The organism is Corynebacterium sp. MSK047, from assembly GCF_030232285.1.
GTDB classification, from domain to species: domain Bacteria; phylum Actinomycetota; class Actinomycetes; order Mycobacteriales; family Mycobacteriaceae; genus Corynebacterium; species Corynebacterium jeikeium_D.
The window spans coordinates 48,643-64,207 of record NZ_JASPJI010000008.1; the positions used below are offsets into that span (position 1 = coordinate 48,643).

15 protein-coding genes are annotated in these 15,565 nt (G+C 58.0%); 4 read left to right on the plus strand and 11 right to left on the minus strand.

The genetic code is table 11. The annotated features are described in order from the left end of the window. Positions 1-8: 8 nt before the first annotated feature. Positions 9-1,118 carry a heme/hemin ABC transporter substrate-binding protein gene (locus tag QP981_RS04640; protein ID WP_284857520.1) on the minus strand — a complete coding sequence of 370 codons (1,110 nt, stop codon included), beginning with the start codon at positions 1,116-1,118 and terminating at the stop codon, positions 9-11. Between the two features lie 203 nt (positions 1,119-1,321). Between QP981_RS04640 and QP981_RS04645 the strand changes: the two genes are divergently transcribed. Both QP981_RS04645 and QP981_RS04650 read left to right on the plus strand, forming a co-directional pair. Continuing rightward, positions 1,322-1,870, plus strand: a complete 549-nt coding sequence (locus QP981_RS04645; RefSeq protein WP_049172509.1) for a neocarzinostatin apoprotein domain-containing protein — start codon at positions 1,322-1,324, stop codon at positions 1,868-1,870. Positions 1,871-1,915: 45 nt separating this feature from the next. Next, complete coding sequence (locus tag QP981_RS04650; protein ID WP_284857521.1) at positions 1,916-3,100, plus strand: isocitrate/isopropylmalate family dehydrogenase; 1,185 nt, start codon at positions 1,916-1,918, stop codon at positions 3,098-3,100. 131 nt (positions 3,101-3,231) lie between these two features. On the opposite strand, the gene QP981_RS04655 is transcribed toward QP981_RS04650, so the two are convergent. The 4 genes from QP981_RS04655 to QP981_RS04670 form a co-directional block, all read right to left on the minus strand. After that, the gene (locus QP981_RS04655; protein ID WP_083308385.1) at positions 3,232-3,843 is read right to left on the minus strand and encodes an Eco29kI family restriction endonuclease; all 612 of its coding nucleotides are present in this window, start codon (positions 3,841-3,843) and stop codon (positions 3,232-3,234) included. Next, positions 3,840-5,033, minus strand: coding sequence for a DNA cytosine methyltransferase (locus tag QP981_RS04660; RefSeq protein WP_083308384.1), 1,194 nt, complete (start codon positions 5,031-5,033; stop codon positions 3,840-3,842). Before QP981_RS04660 ends, QP981_RS04655 begins: the two co-directional genes overlap by 4 nt. Positions 5,034-5,149: 116 nt before the next feature. Beyond that, positions 5,150-6,031, minus strand: a complete 882-nt coding sequence (locus tag QP981_RS04665) for a VOC family protein (RefSeq protein WP_284857522.1) — start codon at positions 6,029-6,031, stop codon at positions 5,150-5,152. Between the two features lie 3 nt (positions 6,032-6,034). Then, a complete protein-coding gene (locus QP981_RS04670; RefSeq protein WP_005510922.1) occupies positions 6,035-6,328 on the minus strand; it encodes an RNA-binding S4 domain-containing protein in 294 nt (97 codons plus the stop codon). Positions 6,329-6,492: 164 nt separating this feature from the next. Here QP981_RS04670 and QP981_RS04675 point away from each other — a divergent pair, with 164 nt between their 5' ends. Together QP981_RS04675 and QP981_RS04680 are read left to right on the plus strand one after the other, a co-directional pair. Next, a complete protein-coding gene (locus tag QP981_RS04675) occupies positions 6,493-7,020 on the plus strand; it encodes an HPP family protein (protein ID WP_070642746.1) in 528 nt (175 codons plus the stop codon). Positions 7,021-7,078: 58 nt separating this feature from the next. Beyond that, positions 7,079-7,774, plus strand: coding sequence for a NeuD/PglB/VioB family sugar acetyltransferase (locus QP981_RS04680; protein ID WP_049172520.1), 696 nt, complete (start codon positions 7,079-7,081; stop codon positions 7,772-7,774). On the opposite strand, the gene QP981_RS04685 is transcribed toward QP981_RS04680, so the two are convergent. The 6 genes from QP981_RS04685 to QP981_RS04710 are packed head-to-tail and all read right to left on the minus strand — an operon-like array spanning position 7,758 to position 15,484. After that, the gene (locus QP981_RS04685) at positions 7,758-8,408 is read right to left on the minus strand and encodes a sugar transferase (RefSeq protein ID WP_070642747.1); all 651 of its coding nucleotides are present in this window, start codon (positions 8,406-8,408) and stop codon (positions 7,758-7,760) included. The genes QP981_RS04680 and QP981_RS04685 overlap by 17 nt on opposite strands. Before the next feature lie 10 nt (positions 8,409-8,418). Then, positions 8,419-9,975, minus strand: coding sequence for an O-antigen ligase family protein (locus QP981_RS04690; RefSeq protein WP_070642749.1), 1,557 nt, complete (start codon positions 9,973-9,975; stop codon positions 8,419-8,421). Beyond that, positions 9,972-11,150 carry a DegT/DnrJ/EryC1/StrS family aminotransferase gene (locus QP981_RS04695; RefSeq protein WP_070642750.1) on the minus strand — a complete coding sequence of 393 codons (1,179 nt, stop codon included), beginning with the start codon at positions 11,148-11,150 and terminating at the stop codon, positions 9,972-9,974. The genes QP981_RS04690 and QP981_RS04695 overlap by 4 nt, the downstream gene beginning before the upstream one ends. Beyond that, positions 11,150-12,340: a glycosyltransferase family 4 protein gene (locus QP981_RS04700; RefSeq protein ID WP_070642752.1), complete on the minus strand. Its 1,191-nt coding sequence runs from the start codon at positions 12,338-12,340 to the stop codon at positions 11,150-11,152. The genes QP981_RS04695 and QP981_RS04700 overlap by 1 nt, the downstream gene beginning before the upstream one ends. Before the next feature lie 3 nt (positions 12,341-12,343). Beyond that, positions 12,344-13,588, minus strand: coding sequence for a lipopolysaccharide biosynthesis protein (locus tag QP981_RS04705; RefSeq protein WP_284857524.1), 1,245 nt, complete (start codon positions 13,586-13,588; stop codon positions 12,344-12,346). An 18-nt stretch (positions 13,589-13,606) separates the two neighbouring features. Further along, positions 13,607-15,484: a polysaccharide biosynthesis protein gene (locus QP981_RS04710; RefSeq protein WP_284857525.1), complete on the minus strand. Its 1,878-nt coding sequence runs from the start codon at positions 15,482-15,484 to the stop codon at positions 13,607-13,609. Positions 15,485-15,565 lie beyond the last annotated feature (81 nt).

Below are 15,565 nucleotides of genomic sequence, written 5' to 3' on the forward strand. Positions count from 1 at the left end.
TCAGCCAGTCACTTCCCCGCAGTCTTGTCAGCGCTCACACGAGAGCCTGCACCAGCGCCATCACCTGCACCATCACCAGCACCGCCACCGTAGAGAGCATCCGCAATGGCGCGAATCGCACGCGGCGACTGCGAGTCAAAGGACAGCAGCTGCGAATCGGGCACGTCCACAACGGACTCATTCTGGCCCGCCGGGGTCTGTGCGATGCCCGGGATTTCCTTCAAGCCTTCAATCCCGCCGACGGACTCCAGGCCACCAGACATAACCAGGATGGTGTCTGGAGCCGCAGCGATGAGCGACTCTGGCGTAATCGGCGTGAACGCACCCTCAATACCCACGCCCTCACCGGCATCGACACCGCCGAGACGAGTGATCAGAGAACGCCCACCAGAATCCGGTCCCGCAATCATGGCCACACCGGTTCCGCGCACGTAGAGAATCATCATCTTGCGGCCATCGGCCTTGGCCTGCGCGTACTCGGTCGCAGCCGCCAGCTCCGTGTCCAGGTGCTCCTTCACCGGGCCAACTTGGTCAGCCAGGCCGACTGCGCCCGCGACTTCGTCGATAAGCGTGTTGATCGTCTCAGGAGTGCGCTCGTCCGACACATGGACGACAGTGATTCCCGCTTTTTCAAACGTGTCGAAGACACGGCTAGGGCCAATCGTGCCATCGGTAATGATGAGCTCCGGCTTCAGCTTCATCACCGACTCAGCATTGACTGCATGCCCGCCGATGGTGAGGTTCGGCAAATCCTTTACCGCCGGGAAATCGGAGGTGGAGTCGCGCCCCACCAGACGGTCTCCGAGGCCAAGCGTGTAGACCGCTCGGCTGAGTGCTCCCGCCCGGTCAAGCGTGAGAATACGCTGGTAGTCCTTGTCCGCCGCCGGTTTCGGGTCTTTCAGCAGCACTTCGGGGTTTTCCGAAGGCAGGTTCGCATGCGCGGCACCGTGAGCGGAAATGTTGTCGGCGCGCGGAACCGTCGTCACGCCAGCGCTTGACGACGATGCCCCCTCCCTCGCGGCATCATCGGAACCACAGGCGACTAGTCCTGCGACTAGGACAACACTCAGCAGTGTTCCGGCAAGACTGCGAACGCGACAGGCAGGCACGGTGAACATATTCCCCCTCTGTGAGCTGACGCTGCACGGAGATAGACGACAAAAAGAATGACTAAATAACGACTAACACTAGTAACAAAGAGCTTAGAAAGGACTTTGCTCTACTCACCCAAAGAATCTTAGGCTATCTTTTAGTTCTAGGTTAGCCTACCCTTAAATAAAGATAGTAATCTCTACAGTTTTTCGGAAGGACGTTACCTCCTATGACTACTCGTACACTCCAGCGTCGCGCGGCTTTCCTGGCTGTTCCGGCCGTCGCCGCACTTCCACTTCTCGCCGCCTGTGGCACAGATGACGCGGACGATGCCGCACAGGATGCTACCAACGCCTCGGAAACCACCAGCTCGGCTGCAGATCAAGAAACCGACGCCAGCGCCGGCGAAGTAACCATGGAGGCCGAGCCGGTCAACGACCTGTCCGAGGGCGATGTCATCTCCGTCGATCTGTCTGGTCTCGACCCCGACTACGGCTACTACGCCGCACTCTGCGCCGCCGAGAAGGCTCCAGGCAACCCCGTCCCGGACTGCACCGGTGACCGCAGTGCCGGCACCCAGTCGCAGCAGTGGATTACCAAGAAGTCCGGCGGCACCACCACCATCGCCGACGACAACACCGCACACTTCGAGCTCAGCGTTGTGCCCACCGGCGAGGCCGTGGACTGCACCCAGCAGGACTGCGTGCTGAAGCTCTTCGGTGACCACAGCGAGGGCTTCGAGGACATCACCGAGATCCCGGTTACTTTCGCTAAGTAGGCCAAACCACACACGCGCAGGCGTCGCAGTCCTAGGCTAAGAGCCATGGAAACCGACCAGCCTGCGACTGCTTTAGAAGCGGCACCGCGCCGCATCACACTCCTGCCCGGCGACGGCATCGGCCCTGAAATCACCGATGCCTGCCGAGGACTCATCGCCGATGTCTTCCCACACTGGGAGCTGACAGAGGCACAAATTGGCTGGTCCCAGTGGTGCGCGCACGGCAATCCCGTCCCGCAGGAAACTTGGGAAACACTCGGACGCAGCGACGCCGCTCTGCTCGCGGCGATTACCTCCAAGCCCGCTCGAGAGGCTGAGGAAGAACTAGCACCGCATCTGCGTGGTACCGGCCTGACTTACCGCTCCCCTGTTCTCCAGCTGCGTCAGCGCCTCGACCTCTTCGCCAACATCCGCCCGGTCACCCTGCCCGGCGCGACTGCCGACTTCACCATCGTTCGCGAAAACACCGAGGGCCTCTACAGCCACGACTATCTCCTTCCGCCTCACGACGCCCCGGCCGACTCCCCGCACCACCACCTGTGGGCAGAGGTGGCAGAGGACTCGACGGTGGCCCGCGCCGTCGATAAGCGTGGCGACGTTGCGGTTTCTTTGCGCGTGACGACGTCCTTTGCGTGGCACCGCCTTGCGCGACAGGCGGCCAAGTTGGCTCTCGCGCGGCAGGCGGCAAACCTCGATTCGGAGGCCACGCCGACGGTGACGGTGGCGGACAAACCGAATATCCTGCGGGACTCTGCGCGTGTGATTCGCGGGGCAGTTGAGCAGGTGGCTGAGGAGTATTCGCAGGTCACATTCGATTTTGCCAATGCGGATGCCGTGGCAATGCAGCTAGTGACCGACCCAGCGCGCTTTGATGTCATCATCGCGGAGAACCTCATCGGTGACATCCTCAGTGACATCGGCGCAGGCCTGATTGGCGGGCTGGGGCTGGCGGCATCGGCGAATGTGGGCGACAACTTCGCGGTGTTCGAGCCGGTGCACGGTTCGGCACCTGACATTGCGGGGCATGGCATTGCCAACCCGGCTGCGTTTTTGCTCTCTACGGCTATGTGCGCGGAGCACCTTGGGGCACCGACCTCAGAACTTGCGCCCGCTGCCAAGCTGCGCGAGGCCGTCTACGCCGCGACGCGCACTGCACCGACGCCAGACCTCGGCGGCACTGCGACTACCAGCGAGTTTGTGGCTGCGGTGCGAGCGGAGCTGGGGTTGTAGGCATTGACTCGATTACGAAGCGCAATTAAAGTGGTTGCTATCAATCCCAGCCGTTGACCCTCCGCCGATAAGGAGAGCGCCGATGACTGGGATTACCTATTCAGGCACGTCGTTCAAAGCGAGTTATCACCCTAACGATGTCTCTCACGCAAGTATTGAATGATATCCTTCAAGAGAGCCTCCTCAACTAGTTTATCGGCAGGTTCATGCTTTTCTGCCCATTTCCTTCCTCTATGAACTGTGTCCCAGGGAGAAACAGCTCCTTTTCGACGACCTTTTCCTGGATCATGATTCCCAAATCCATCTAAGACAGCATTCCAAACAGGTTTCGTTGCCCGGATCAATGCAGTCTCTCCAAGAGGAATCCAAATATCTTCAACTACAAGCCACCGCACATAAAAATCGTCAATATCAAGATTGTTTACGGCGGTAATCGACTTCGCATGCTCCCGAATGCGGCTATAAAGTGCTGTGGACTTAATGCCCTCACCGACTATCAGACCTCGACGGGACCCCGGGGATACAGCTCTACCGACATATATTGGTAACGACCATTTACCATTGATATTCTGTTCACGAATTACTTCGTAAGCAGGAAAGCTACCTGCATAATAAATGGCGTAAAGTCCAGCCCCGTAGAATTTTTGAATATTGCTCAGCGGAACCGGCGGATTACGGAGTAACTGTTGAACTATAGACGATGCCAGCGATTCCATTGCCAGCGGATTAAATGGTTCTGTCATGATATTGCCTTTAAATGAGATCCGTTAGATATTGCATCACTAAATTTCTGTCTTGCTCCAGCTAGCTCCAGATGCTCCCGAACTGACAGCGCTACAGTCTCCGCCAGCATTACAGGGACAGCATTTCCAATTTGCCTCATTGCTTCCGACCAAGCCCCGTGCAAACGATAAGAGTCTGGGAACGTTTGCACTCTGGCCGCTTCTCGAAGAGTGAAATATCTTACCGAGCCGTCGTGAAAACGCATCATATTTTCACCTCCAGGAACACCATGAACTCCTGCCTTTAGCGCTTTTGCTGGAGCGTCAATATACGATCCAGTATGGCCGGGATATGACCGCGCACCAGGTTGAAAACGATGATCAAAAACACCTGGCGTTCCGTTTTCACCGGGGATAGGAAGATCTGCTAGCGCATCTCGCACCGTCTTCCACGGCTGGAGAGACGGATCAGTGCGCGTTAATGATGCCCTGACCGACACTCGTTGAGAACTTGGAATTTGATATCGCTCCCAATATTCTCCGCTATCTTGAGAGAGACGAAGAGCTGCCGCAGAGTGCGTAGGCGCAGGAAAAGACCAGTCAGCATCGATATCCGAACGAAAACCTACAAAAAATACTCGCCAACGTTGCTGTGGAACCCCGTAATCTGCAGCGTTCACGAGAGTGGGAAGCACATTGTATTGGAGGTCTGACCGAACCGATGTGTGTTCAGCCTGCAATCGTGCGTAATGGTCACCCCATGACTCCCCTTCGCGGGAGGAAAGTTCTGGATGCCCTAGCCGAAGTTGGATGTAAGAATAATAGTCCGAAAAGGCGGGACGCGTTAACCCCCTTACGTTCTCAATAATGAAAGCACGAGGCTTGATTTGCCGAATTACTTCGGCAGTCGCGGGGAACATATCTCGCTTATCGTCCGCTGCACGGCCGCGCCCTCCAGCAGAAAATGGCTGACATGGAGGACCGCCAGATACTAAATCAATCCCTTCGGCAACACTCGACCAATCAATGTCACGCACATCACCTTCAATTACTTCAGCATTAGCAACAAGGGGATGTCCAGCAGCCTTATTTTCGCGAAGGGTATCACAGGCCCATCGATCCCACTCAGCAACAATTTCAGTCGAAAAGCCGGCCAAGTGGGTTCCAAGGGCCAATCCACCACCACCGGCGAAAAGCTCAATGCTTCGCATATGCCAAACTTATCATGAGGTACGGATTCCGATAGAACTGACATTCGATTCTAACGTACGCCTTACGTTCGAATGAACAGCCACAGCCCCCGAACGCACCACAGCCTCTTTAACTCCTACTGGAACTGGCTGAGGTCAATGCCTTCCAGTGGGTCCGACTCGCGGATATCTTCTTCCGGTGGCAGCGGCACCTCGCAGAGCACAACTGCCGCACCACACGCATCCTGCACGGTTGCCAGCGGGCCGAACTCGGTGGCCTGCGGGGCAACGAGCACGGAACCGCCCAGTTCCTCAGCCTTGGCGACAGCGGTGTCGATGTTCTCCACGCCAAGGTAGGCCAGCCAGCCAACGAAGCTCTTATCTGCCGCATCGGTCTGTGCAGCAACCGAGCTGGCTACCAAGCCAGCGAACGGCGCCCCGTCTTCCATCGCAACTGCGAAAGTGCCGTGCTCGTTCTTGTTGCGCACTGCGATTTCCCAGCCAAAGAAGCTGTGGTAGAAGTCCGCGACCTGCTCAAAGGTCTCCTCTGGGCCTGCGACCAGCTCGAACCACACCGGGGTGCCGGGCTCGCCCGCTGCAATGAAGGCCTGCTCACCCGGCTGTTCCAAAAGTCCAATGAGGCCACCGGCGGGGTCGGAAACGACGGCCATCGTGGATCCGTCGACAAGCGGGGTCGGTTCCTGGAAGACTTCAGCTCCGAGCTCGCGCGCCTTCTCGACGGCACCAGCGGCGGAGTCGACATGGAAATTCACGCGCCACTGGTTGACGAAGGCATCCTCAGCGTCCTTATCGGCCTCAAGCAGCACCGACACCGGCATTCCGGACAGCATGGCAACGCGGCGACCAGCGGATGCCTCGCGGGCATCCTCATGGATTGGCGCGGTATTGCGATAAGCCCACCCGAGAACGCCGCGGTAGAAGCGCTCGGTCTTACGCGGTGCGGCGGAGAGCAGATCTACGCGCAGGGGCATGCCAAATTCGGCGGGAAATGCGGGCATGAGTTACAAGTTCCTCCACTTTTCAGGATCAAAGTCATCGTCGGCGGTGGCCTCATCAAAGTAGTCATCATCGACTTCATCGGCGGTGGCCACGCGTGCCGACATACCGGCAACAGAGACGACGTCCCCTGGACGCAGCACCTTGCCACGGCGAGTGTCGACCTCACCGTTCACGCTGACCTGGCCCTCGGCAATGAGTTCCTTGGCCAGACCGCCCGTTTCCACCAGGTTTGCCAACTTCAGGAATTGCCCGAGACGGATAGACTCGTCCCGGATTGCGACATCGATAGGCTCCATGTCCTTAAGTGTGTCATACCCGGTGAAAATGGTCGGAGTTTGGTTCGGGTCTGGTTCGGGTTTGGAGGCTTGGGAGACCTGGGCGCCACCCCATTTAAACTTCTATTTCAATAAAAACCTCGAACCGCGACGCAGATGAGGCTGCACACCCTAACATCGTTCTCATGTCTAATTCACGGTCTCCGAAGTGGCCCCGGATCGCCAGCGAAGCGCCACCCCGCCCGCCGCTGCGCCATGTTATCGCCGCCTCGGTAGCCGTGAGCCTGCCGCTGATGACCCTGGCACTCATCTCAACTTCTGTCTCTGACCTGCTATTTCTGCCTCCTATTGGCGCTGCCATGGCGCTTATTGTCGGTGCGCCCAACTTGCCTCTGGCTCAGCCACGAAATGTCGTGGTCGGACACCTCATCGGCTGCACGACTGGCATCGCAATTCTGCACATGTTGGGTTCGACCATCATTGCTGCAGCGGTTGCCGCCGGCGTTGCCTTCGCGCTCATGCTTCTTGCTCGCGCGGCTCACTCCCCTGCCACCGCTACCGCTATGGTCACCGTGCTGATGCCACACGGCCATGGGCTTGCCAACGACTTCCGCTTCATAGGCTTCATTTTCGCTTCGTCAATCATGATCGTGGTGCTTGGCATCCTCGCAAATCGACTGCGCGGCCTTCGGTATCCCACCTACTGGTGGTAGGTGAATTCGCAGTCACGCACTCCGGCTAAATACGGCTATCAGTGGGATAATGACACTCATGCCAAAGCAGTGGATTAACAACACGACGACCGAAAAGATTGTCATCGTCGGCGCTGGTGGTTTTGGCCGAAACGTGGTCAGCTTCATCAAGGACATCAACGACTACGCAGCAGCCAACGGCCTACCACCGCAGTGGGAAATCCTAGGCATTATTGATGATGGCACCCCAGATATGACCTTTTTCCACAAAATGGGCGTGCAACTCTTGGGCAAAACCGAAATCCTCGCGGACTTGCCCGAGGGGGTCTACTACACAGTCGCAATCGGCAGCGGCGCAGCTCGACGTTCGATTGCGCAACGCGCAGATACCGAAGGGCTCGTGCCTGCGACTCTGGTCCACCCAGACACCAGCATCGGCGCGCTGGTCACGCTCGGCGAGGGCACCGTCATCTGCCCCGGAGCGCGCCTGACCTGCAATATTGAGGTAGGCAAGCACGCCCAAATCAATATGAATGTCACGATTGGCCACGATGCGGTGCTGCGGGACTACTGCACAATCTTCCCGCTCAATGCCGTGTCGGGCTTTGTCACGCTTGGCGAAGCCTGCACCCTAGGCGCCAACTCCGTAATCAACCCCGGCCTCACCGTTGGCGAGGGAGCGTACATCGGATCCGGAGCCGCAGTTACTAGCGATGTCGATGACTACACCGTTGTCGCCGGTGTTCCTGCAAGTGTGATTAAGAACCTGCGCTAGCCGAGACGTCCTTCTCCGACGAACCGGTGAACTCGGTCATAGTCACTTGCCCCTCTTCCGAGATCCCTTCACGCTTGAGCACCACCAAGATCGTGTCAAGCAGAATCTTTGCATCGAGCAGTAGCGACCAATTATCCACGTACTGCACGTCGTACTCGAAACGTTCTTCCCAGGTGATGCCATTGCGGCCCGAGACCTGGGCAAGCCCCGTAATCCCCGGTGGCACCTCATGGCGGCGTGCTTGGCGCGGCGAATAGCGCTCTAGGTACTTCATGCGCAGCGGACGTGGGCCAACGAGGCTCATGTCTCCACGCAGGACGTTAAAGAGCTCCGGGAGCTCGTCCAAGCTTGTCGAACGCAGGAATTTTCCCACCTCGGTGAGGCGGGACGCATCGTCGACAAGCCCCTTTGCCGGATTGACGTGGTGCATCGTCCGGAACTTGAGGATATTAAACGGCTCACCATCCTGGCCCGGGCGTTCCTGGCGGAATAGGACTGGCTTTCCCATGGAAAGTCGCACTGCCAGAGCCGTAGCGCCCATAACTGGCGACAGCACAATCAAGCCTGCTGCAGATGCCGCGATGTCGACGCCACGCTTAATTACCCGTTGCGCGCGGATGCTCAGTGAATCCATTGGTCATCTCCTACTTTTCGTTGAACATTTCGCGCAGAAGCTTTTCGGCACGCGCATCGACTTCCGCATTGGAACGGTTCCTGACCAGCCATCCGATCGCACCCACTGCACCGGCCGCGGCAAACGACGCTGCCGCAACGCGCAGTTTCTTGTGGTCGTTCTTGTTGTCAGACGCACTTTGCTTGACGACGGCCACCGCTGGCTCCGGCTCCGGCACAACCGGCTCCGCGGTATCGGTGACCATGACTGGTGCGGGCTCGGCTGCGGGTCCTGGTTGCGGCTCCAGCTCTGGTTCTGCCGATGCCTTGTCCTTGCGCCGTAGGCTCAGCATCGCAAATGCTGCTGCAAAGCCAAATAGCCATAGCGAACGGGAATCGTAGTAGTAGCCGGAAAAAACCTGTGCCACAAGAACCGAGAATGCCACGGCTGCGGTCAGACCAGCTTGAAGAAACTTGAATAGGTGGCGACAGGCGATTGCCAATACAACCAACGCAATCACAAGCAGGCCGATACCAATGACACCCGCTTCAGACCCGACTGTGTAGAAGATATTGTGCGGATGCTCCAGTGGACGTGAAGACCTCGGTGTCGACAGCACAACGAAGCTATGCAGGCCTCCACCAAAGATGCGGTGTTCACCCATGATTCGGAAAGCTTCATCATGGAGATAACCGCGTCCGGAATCATGTTCTTTTTCGAAGGTCAACTGGATAAAGCGCGTCTTAAAGTACTCTTCAATCTCGGTACCTGCGATGAACCGCGAGTATCCATACGCGACCGCTGCGGCGACTGCGACGTAAAAAACAGTCGCCCACTTCCAACCCCAGTGAAAAAACACAGCTATAGCGGTAAAGAGGACTACCACGGTGGTAGCAACCAGTACACCGCGGCTTCCCGACGCAACGAGACCGTAAGCAAATGGTGCAGCGAACAAGAGAACTGCCCACATGAACTTGCGCCACAGCATAAAAAACACAGCTGCCGCGATGCCGTACAGCATGAAACGGGCAAAGACATTCGGGCCACCGCCGAACGCCGTCATGCGTCCGACATATTTCGGACCAGTAATGCCACCGTAGAGAAAAATAAGCGAGCAAATGGCTACTGCTAACCACAGCCATACCAGTGCCTGAGGATGCAAATAGAACAGTATTGCTGACATCGTGGCGATGAGCCCAAGCGTTATCAACGCAGTAACGACAGGAGCAACTTCGGCAGCTTCGGGGGCCCACAGTCCGGACAGCATCATCCAGAACAACCAGGCATAGAAAGCCACTAATGCCCACACGGCCATCGGCCACTGCTTTACATTGCCAGCGCCTTTCATCGCATTCAGCCAACTCTGGCGCTGCGCTTCTGGGGTGCCGAAGGCGGTAAGGATTGCAACAACCACCAAAATCGGCAATGCCAAAGATAGATCAGGAAGCGCCGAAGAGACGTCCTTCATCGTCGTGTCGCCAACGTAGAGGACACCAGCAAACATTCCTGCGGCCACCACAATAAACAGCGACTGCAGTTTTGGTTTTCGCTGTTTTACAGCTTCTCCAGCTACCTCTGTAGAAGTCATCCCAGCACTTCCTTCAAAACACCAATCACCCGGGCGACGTCGTCATCGTCCAGCGCAGGACCACTAGGAAGAGTAATGCCACGGGAGAAAAGATTCTCAGCAGTGCCGTTGATGGTCGCCCGCGCGCCCTCATACACCGGCTGCAGGTGCATCGGCTTCCACAGATGACGAGCCTCAATGTTGGCCTCACCAAGTGCTGCAATGACGCTGTCTGGGTTCAGCACGCCCTTATCGACGGCCTCCTGTGGCAGCACGATCGAGGTCAACCAGCAGTTCTCGGTGAAACGCTCATCGGAGTCAGAGAGCAAGCGGGTACCTTTACCAGGGGCATCGTCGTCAAGCGAGGCGAGCAAATCGATGTACGCATCGCGAATCTGGCGACGGCGAGCGATCATGTCGTCCAGACGCGAGTGCTGCGCTCGTCCCAGTGCGGCAAGCAGATTGGAAAGGCGGTAGTTGTAGCCGATTTCAGTGTGCTCGTACCAAGCGACGGGCTGACGCGCCTGCGTGGAGAGGTAGCGCGCGCGGGCGATGAGGTCAGCATCGTTGGACAGCAGCATGCCACCGCCGGATGTGGTCATAATCTTGTTGCCGTTGAAAGACAGCGCGGCGGCATGGCCGAAACTGCCGGCCGGCTGACCATCGACGCTGGCACCGAGCGCCTCGGCGGCGTCCTCGATGAGCGCGATGCCGAGTTCTCCCAGGCGTGGCGCGAAGGCCGGGTAATCGGCGCAGCGGCCAAAGAGGTCCACAATCATCACGGCGGGAACGCTCTTGCCCTCGGTGAGCAGCTCATCGACGGTGCGGAGCAGCAGTTCAGGGTCGATGTTTCCGTCCTCTGCCGCATCGACAAACACCGGCGTAGCGCCAACGTAAGCGATGGCGTTGGTCGTGGCCGCGAAGGTCATGGTGGAAACCGGAATGTAGTCGCCTTCACCGATCCCCAGCGCAAGCAGCGCCAAGTGCAGACCAGCGGTACCGGAAGACAGCGCGAGCGCGTGCTCAACACCGCAGCGCTTGGCAATCTCCGCTTCAAACGCGTCTACCTCGGGTCCCAACGGAGCCACCCAACCAGAGTGGAGTGCGCGAACGACGGCCTGCTCTTCTGCTTCGGTGACTGTCGCGAGCGAAAGAAAGATCCGCTCATTGGGCTTGTTAGCGTCGGCGTTAGTCATTACTTCTGCACCTTTCGGACGCGGTTGAGCACCTCGATGAGCTGGTTGTACAGGCTGTCACGAGCGAAACGCTTCTCACCCAGTTCGCGGTTGCGCTGTCCAGCTGCACGCAGCTCATCGCGGTCGGAGATGATCTCAGCGAATCGCTTGGCCGCGGTCGGAATATCGCGCGAGAGACGCCAACCGGCATCGTGCTCGGTTGCAGCTTCCTCCAGCCAGCCACCGTGGTTGAACACCACCGGACGCGATGCGGCCATGGCATCGAAGACCTTGTTCAGGGAGTTGCCCTCCAGGCAGGGGTCATCACGCAGCGGCGATAGCGCGATATCGGCGGCAGACACGTACTTGGCGACATCTTCCTTCGGCTGACGGCCAAGGAACATCGCATCGGCATTGAGGCCAGCGTTCTTGGCGCGCTGGTACAACGCGTCCGAGTCGCTTCCCTGCCCCAGCAGGACAAAACGCACATTCTCCACGCCATCACGACGCAGCTGCGCCACCAAATCCACAAGCCACTCCAGCTGGTAGGACATGCCAAAACCACCGGCATAGACAGCTACCACGTCATCGCCCCAGCCCTGCTCCTTTCGGAAAGCAGCACGCTGCTCGGCCGGGACATCAAAACGCTCAAAGTCCGACGCATTCGGAATCACGGTCACGCGCTTCTTCGGAGCGACCTCTTTGACGCCATCGGCCATCGACGGCGACAGCGCCACGACCTCGCTCGATGCCGCATAAAATGCCTTCTCCAGCTGCTTGGCCAGGAAAATTGCCACCGGATTATTGAGGTAGCCCAACTTGATCGGCACCTCTGGCCACAGGTCACGAATTTCCGCCACCAACGGCGTACGCTGGGTAAACTTCGCCACAATTCCCGGAACCGCCACAGTCAGCGGGGTCGAGGACGCGTAGATCACGTCGGCAGGCACACGGGCAGCAACCGCGGAGGCGCGCACCAGGAAGTTCAAGAAACTGACGATACGCTCGCGCTTCGACATTTCATTGCGGTACGGAATCGCTAGACGACGCACGTGGATACCATCAACAGTTTTATCCATGGCCTCATCGCGACCACAGATCATTGTCACCTCGTGGCCTGCGGCGGCCATTCGGCGCGCAAACTCGTAGGGTCGGGAACCACCCGGCTCACCGGGGAGAACAAAGTGCTGGTGGATATAAGTGATTCGCATTGTTTAGGCTTCCTCGATTACGTCGACGGGGAGTTCTTCGGTGGTAGTTGATGGATTCTTCTGGCCTCCGGTTGGCCGCATTAGCGCCACTACCGCGACCACGGCTGCTGCAAAATAGACAACTGCGCTGGTCCACGCGAGACCGAGGGCATCTCCGAGAAGAATGCCAATCGGGTAACAAATGACAGCGATGACGGCGGAAATAAGTTCCACTCGGCCAATTCGACGGGGATTGTCACTGCCGAGAATTTCACCGCACAGGTGTCGGTAGCAGCCGAGCACCACGGCCGCGATAGTCAGTGGCAGCACCAACTCCCGGGCAGGCTCAAACTCATGGCCGAATACCGGCACGATAAGGAAGTAGAGTGCCACCCCACCGAGCGCACCAAGTGCTCCGTACGCTGCAGTGACTATGCCAAGGTGTCGGAGCACACGAGATGGGGTGAGTTCGCGACCCCTCTGGTCGCTGGTGCGCTGATCGGCGACTGACTGCGCGATCCAGTACAGCGGTTCCGTCGCCGTCGCCACGACTACAAAAAGACCTAACGACGCCGGTGAGGCCAGCGCCGGCAGCAAAACGCGACCCAAGCGTGTGGTCGTCAACGGCCCCAGACCCGATGCGATGAATGGGGCATTTGTTCGTGCCGTCTCTACCACTCCGCCAACACGAGAATCGGTGTGCTTGCGTGACTTCGCTAGCGACCAGATTGCCAGTGGCAGTGCCGGGAAGATATAGGCCGCAGCCCACCAGCGCCAGTCCTCGACTCCGGCGAAATAGAGCGCAGCGCTTATTAGCAGTACTGAGCCCTGAAAACCGACGAATACTGCGACGAAGAAGGACACTCGATGGCGGCTGATAGCCATCGCACGAACCATGGAAAATGACACGGTAACCAAGGCGACGACGCCGGCCATTGCCGTCCACGGTCCGTAGACGACTCCTGCGATGGCACAGGCAATCAGAGCGACCACAGTCATGGCGAAACCACTCGGAATGAGACCGTGGTCGTAATCATCGCGGCGCAGCAAAAGCCGATCGGCCCCAAATCCGACGAATGGCGCCACAATATAGGCGAACTGCAAAACGGTAGCGACCTCGCCTCGACCGGCGGGCCCCAGCACTCGCGCGGAAAGAATACTGACCACAAAGGCGACGACTGCGGCGAGCGCTGAAGCTGCCGAAATCGTCGCAACTGTTCGAACTCTTTGCGCCAGCTGCCCGGAGTTAGAGGAGCTGGTGATTGTCACGGTGGGGAGTCATCCTAACTATTTTGCCTTCGAGCTAGCGGTTGCAAGTGATTGTGCACCAGCGGGATACGCCGCAATACTGCTTTGCGCCCCACCGTGCTCTGCAAGCCAACGACGTGCAGCATCGTGATTATGTGTGCACGGGAGAATCCGCGAATTCAGCCGTTCCGGCTCAACACGTACCTCAGTAATCAGCGGATGACGATCACCAATCTTGGGAACCTCGCGGTCATCAACCAAGTCCTCGGAGATCTTCTCACCTTCGCGAAGACCCGTGTAGACAATCTCTACGTCTGCGTCATGGAGCCTGATAAGGTTCTCCGCCAGCTCAGCAATCTTGACCGGCTCACCCATCTCCAGCACCAGAGTCTCACCGGACTCTGCAATAACGGTAGCCTGCAGCACCAGCTGCGATGCCTCCGGAATGGTCATGAAGTAGCGCTGAACGTCAGGGTGCGTCACCGTAACCGGGCCGCCCTCTTCAATCTGACGCTGGAAAGTCGTAATGACCGAGCCACGCGAGCCAAACACGTTACCGAAGCGGACAGATGCCCAGACACCTTCGTGAGTTTGCCCCATGTGCGCAGTCAGACGTTCTGCGGCGCGCTTGGATTCACCCAGAATCGAGGCTGGGTTCGCAGCCTTGTCCGTGGAAATATTAATAACGGTTGAAACATTGGCCGCAGCGGCTGCATCCAGGACGTTCTGGGTTCCGATGACATTGGTTTGCACTGCTTCTGCAGGGTAGCTCTCCAGCAGCGGCAGGTGCTTGAGAGCTGCAGCATGGTAGACAACATCGGGCTTGCGCTCGGTGAAGATCTGCGTCAGCATTTCCGCGTCACGGATATCAGCCAAGACGGTATCGGAGCCGTCGAGAAGCGCCGAACCCGTCAGCGACAGCTGCGTGGCATGCAAGCCGCCCTCATCGCGATCCAGCATGATAATTTCTGCCGGCTCAAAGCGGTGAACCTGTCGGCAGATCTCGGAACCGATAGAACCGCCAGCGCCTGTGACCAGCACCTTCTTACCGCGGATTATCGAAGCGACCTTGGATTCATCCAGGTGCAGCGGCTGGCGGCCGATGAGGTCGGCGATGTTAATTTCGCGCACCTGCGAGGTAGCGACAGCACCACGGTGGCGCGAGTACTCCTCCACCGGCGGCAGAATAAGCAGGCGCAGGGACGATTCCTCACAAATGTGGTTGAGGACATTGATGCACTCAGTGGACAGTGGCTCATTAGTCGCAATGATGACCGACTGCGCCGAAGTGCGCGATGCGACTTCGCCCAACTGATCAATGCCACGAATCACGCGGAGACCATGGATACGAGAAATATGGTTCTCACCGCTTTCTTCGGGATCGACGATTCCAACCAAGTGGAAGCGGTTCTCACGGGAAATACCGGAATCCGTAAGGCTGTTAATAAAAAACTTGGCTCGACGGCCTGCACCGAGAACAATCAAGCGATCATCCGTCTGGCGGGTGCCAAAGTTATCGGTAATCCAGCGAGCGAGAGTTCGGGTATAGATACTTGCCAAAGTTGCGACACAGCCACCGGCGAACGGAACGTACCACGCAATTTCCGGGAAGGTCTTCAGAATTTGAGCCAAACCAGTGGCTGCGGTAGCGCCGCCCATGCTGATGCTCAGCAGAACAATATCTTCAGTTCGACTGCCGGGCCATACGCGTTGTGGGTTGGTGTACTCCCCGAGCAGCAGGCCGAGCAGGACGATGACGGCCACGGCGACAGCGACAACCAAAAAATTAGTGCCTGATATTTCAGAGAAAGATACCAATTCACCGCGGACGATTCCATTAGCGGCGGACAGCGCAACCAGCCAGGCGAGTACATCAAATACACACCAGGCGAGCTGCTTCCAGTCTCGGATAAACATTCTTATGCCTTTTATTGCTGGTTAAATTTTCTTACGCACAATGCGTTCCACAGGCTTGGCATACTATGCGATATGAACTAC